Source organism: Burkholderia sp. APQ4-4ca, from assembly GCF_057837105.1.
The window spans coordinates 1-302 of sequence record NZ_JBYQCG010000058.1; the positions used below are offsets into that span (position 1 = coordinate 1).

At 62.6% G+C, this 302-nt stretch carries 1 protein-coding gene; it reads left to right on the forward strand.

Annotated elements, in window-relative coordinates; translation table 11 throughout:
* A partial coding sequence (locus tag AC3IFE_RS01665; protein ID WP_489189401.1) for a M20/M25/M40 family metallo-hydrolase occupies positions 1 to 302 on the forward strand: 302 nt, incomplete at both ends.

Sequence of the window (302 nt, forward strand, 5' to 3'; positions counted from 1 at the left end):
CGAGCTTCGAGCCTACCTCGTCGACGAGATCGCGCCGTCGATCGACCGTATGGGTTTCGAGTCTCGTATCGTCGAGAACCCGGTTGCGGGGAGCGCGCCGTGTTTGATTGCGACGCGTATGGAGGACCCCTCGCTTCCGACGATCCTGATGTACGGGCACGGTGATGTCGTCCGTGGCCATGACGGACAGTGGCAGGATCAGATGTCGCCATGGAACGTCACGGTCGAAGGAGACCGATGGTTTGGGCGGGGCACCGCGGACAACAAAGGGCAACACACGATCAACCTGGCCGCGCTGGAGC